Annotated in this window: 2 protein-coding genes; both read right to left on the minus strand. The window is 41.8% G+C overall.

The features are described from left to right. Positions 1-314: 314 nt before the first annotated feature. Positions 315-3,410, minus strand: coding sequence for an efflux RND transporter permease subunit (locus tag H5202_RS18705; RefSeq protein WP_182773394.1), 3,096 nt, complete (start codon positions 3,408-3,410; stop codon positions 315-317). After that, the coding region (locus H5202_RS18710; RefSeq protein WP_182773395.1) for an efflux RND transporter periplasmic adaptor subunit at positions 3,407-3,982 on the minus strand (576 nt) is incomplete at its 5' end. The genes H5202_RS18710 and H5202_RS18705, both read right to left, overlap by 4 nt.

A 3,982-nucleotide genomic window follows, 5' to 3' on the forward strand; every position in this document is an offset into this window, starting at 1 on the left:
CATCACAAAATATATCCACTAAATTATTCATAAGCCCTCTGCGTGATTGGTTCCTTCTTGGTCGAAAGATCTGATCACGAAGAGGGCGATTAGTTCAATTTTTTATCCCGAGTTCAGGTTAATTAAATCCAACGCAACCGCTCCATTTCAATTTCAATGCTTGGATAAAGCAAAGGTTGTTCCTTGTAAATAATGCAACAAAAAAGCCAGTCACTTCAATGACTGGCTTTTTCATATATCCTGATTTCAGGTTGTATCAGTGATTACGCATTAGTGATTACGAATCAAAGATGACGAATCAAAGCTAAACGTGATTAGTCTTGTTTTAATTCAATCTCTAACTGCTTAGCTACCGCTTCTGGTGAGCTGCTATTACGAGCAAACAAGCTATAAGCAACAGGAATAACAATTAAGGTAAAGAATGTCGCCAGTAAAATGCCTGATAACACTACCACACCAATCACAAAACGAGTTTCAGCCCCTGCTCCGCTGGATAACACCAATGGAATCGCCCCTGCAGCAGTGGTAATACCGGTCATTAAAATAGGCCGTAAACGTTGGGTCGATGCTTGTAAAATCGATTGTTGAAACTCAACTCCCCTATCACGTAATTGATTGGCAAACTCAACGATTAAAATACCGTTTTTAGCCGCCAAACCGACCAGCATGATAATGCCAATTTGACTGTAAATATTGATACTTTGACCAGTAAACCATAACCCAATTAACGCCCCTAATGTTGCTAACGGAACGGTTAACATGATCACCATCGGGTGAACATAGCTTTCAAACTGTGCCGCAAGCACTAAAAACACAATGCCTAATGCGAGTAAAAAGACAAAGTTCATCGAGTTACCCGACTCTTGGTAATCTAATGATGGCCCTTTATAACTTATCACCGCTTCAGCAGGTAAATAGGTCGCTGCAAGCTGATTGAGATAATCTAACGCTTCGCCCAATGTATAATCAGCGGCCAAATTAGCTTCTAACGTAATCGAGCGCATACGATTGTATCGATTTAACGAACTGGCATCGGCAAACTCTTCAATCGAGACTAAGTTCGATAACGGGATCAGCTCTTGCGAACGGTCAGAACGAACATAGAGATTTTCCATATCCGTTGCGGTACTTTGATTATCACGATTACCTTCAACAATCACATCATACTCTTCACCATCGCGCATAAACGTTGTGACCAAACGCGAACCAAGCATCGACTCTAAGGTTCGGCCAATATGAGAAATTGACACGCCTAAATCTGCGGCACGTTCACGATCAATCACTACTCTCAACTGAGGTTTGGTTTCTTGATAATCGTGATCTAAACCAATGAGCTTATGATTTTCTGTGGCTTTCTCAAGCATGATGTCACGCCATTCAGCCAATTCTTCATAGCTTGGGCCACCAATGACAAACTGTACTGGTTTACCCACACCACGACCAAATGCTTGGCGCATAATAGGAAAAGCACGAATGCCAGCTAAATCAGACAAACGATTACGAATATCGACAATGATCTCATTGGCACTTCGACGTTCAGCCCAATCTTCCAAAACGATAATTGCCATACCATTCGAAAAGTCTGATGCGGTACCAAAACCACGAGGGGCACGGATCAATAATCGCTTAATATCACCACTTTCAACCAAAGGCATTAAACGGCCTTCAACTTCATCCATGTACTTTTCAATGTATTCAAAGCTAGCACCTTGAGGTCCATTGACCATTAAAAACATCGAGCCACGGTCTTCTTGTGGGGCAAATTCTTGTGGGATTTTATTTAACAATAAACCACTCAATGCAAACGAGATTAATACGATTAATGACACTAAAACAGGTCTCTTAACTCCTGCCTGTAAAGTTATCAAATACCAGCCAGATAACTTGCTCATCATTTTATCGATTTGCTTAACCAGCCAAGGATCTTGTTCTGCTGGCTTTAATAACTTTGAGCACATCATCGGGCTGAGTGTTAACGCCACAATACTGGAAAAAATCACTGCTGCACTCATGGTGACAGCAAACTCTTTAAACAGCTTGCCTAAATCGCCCTCTAAGAAGGTAATAGGCATAAATACAGCTACCAGTACCAAAGTGGTTGCCACAATAGCAAAGCCCACTTCACGTGCGCCTAAAAATGCAGCTTTTAGTGGAGAATCGCCTTCTTCAATCCGTCGATGGATATTCTCTAACATCACAATGGCATCATCAACCACCATACCAATCGCAAGGATCATCGCTAATAGGGTTAATAAATTAATGGTATAACCAAGGGCATATAACACAATGAAAGTTGCAAGCAATGATACCGGCACAGTAATGGCTGGTATTAACATCGCCCTCACAGACCCTAAAAACAAATAAATCACCACAATCACTAACACCATGGCGATAAATAATGTTTGATAAACCTCATCAATAGAAGCTTCAATAAAAACCGAGCTGTCGTATGAGCGTTTGATCTCCATGCCTGCTGGCAACGTTGGGTTAAGCTTGTCTACCAACGCATTTGCGGCGCGGGCTACTTCAAGGGTGTTTGCGGTAGATTGCTTACTGACCCCTAAACCAATCATTGCCTCTTTATTACCTCGGAAGATGATACGCTCTTCCTCGGAGCCAATTTCGACTTTGGCGACATCACTTAATTTTACTAAGTAACCATCATCACCTTGTTTGATGACTAAGTTAGAAAAATCATCTGCCGTTTTAAATACCCTGTCTAGGCGTACAGTAAAATGACGTTCTTTCGACTCGATAGAACCTGCTGGTAACTCAACGTTTTCAGAACGAAGTGCAGCTTCGACATCAGACACGGTTAGATTGCGAGACGCTAACGCTTGGCGATCAATCCAAATTCGCAGAGCATAGACTTTGCCGCCACCTAAACGTAACGTCGACACACCATCGATGACTGAAAATCTGTCCACTAAGTAACGATTAGCGTAATCAGTAAGCTGCAAGATATCCATTTGGTCAGACACCAAATTGAGCCACATTATGACTTCATCGCTACCGTTAGCTTTGTAAATAGAGGGGGCATCGGCTTCTTCTGGAAGCTGTTCTAATAAACCTGAAATACGGTCACGAACATCATTGGTTGCTGCTTCAATGTCTCGATTAATATCAAACTCAATGGTAACGCTTGAACGACCATCGCTGCTCGACGAACTAATATGACGAATGCCTTCAACACCACTTATTCTGTCTTCGATAAGTTGAGTGATTCGACTTTCAACCACAGAAGCGCTGGCACCACGATAACTGGTCTCAACCGACACTATTGGAGGATCAATATTTGGATATTCCCGCAAGGGTAATTTATCGAATGAGACTAAGCCTAAAACAATCAGTAATATACTGATAACAGATGCAAAAACAGGCCGTTTTACCGATAAGTCAGTTAATATCATGCTGACGTCTCCATGCCTTCTACATGAGCAAACTTAAAGTTTTCAGCTTGTTGAACTTGAACTTTATCTCCAGGACGAACTTTTAAAATACCGCGAATAATCACTTGTTGATCAACCTTAAGCCCGTCGGTTATTTCAACCCAACCACGAGTCCGGCTACCTAAAGTAACCTGCTGCTGTTCAACAACATTTTCTGCATTTACCACATAAACATAATGTTTGTTTTGAATAGGAATAATCGCCGCTTCGGGTAATAGTAGTGCTTCACGGCTTTGCTTAATAAGGCGAACTTTCATCAACATGCCAGGCAATAATTTAAAATCATCATTAGGCATTACCGCGCGCACCATTACCGCTCGAGTATCTGGGTTAACACGGCTATCAATCGAAGTAACAACGCCTTTAAATATCGAATCGGGATAAGCAACCGCTCTGGCTTCCACTAATTTACCTGGTTGTAATTCTTGGATAAAACGCTCTGGCACAGGAAAATCTAATTTGATTTTACTCACGTCATCTAAGGTACTAATTTGCTCACCTGGGGTCACTAAACTGCCCACACTCACTTGGCG

This window comes from Shewanella sp. SG41-4 (assembly GCF_014164505.1).
Taxonomy (GTDB): Bacteria; Pseudomonadota; Gammaproteobacteria; order Enterobacterales; family Shewanellaceae; genus Shewanella.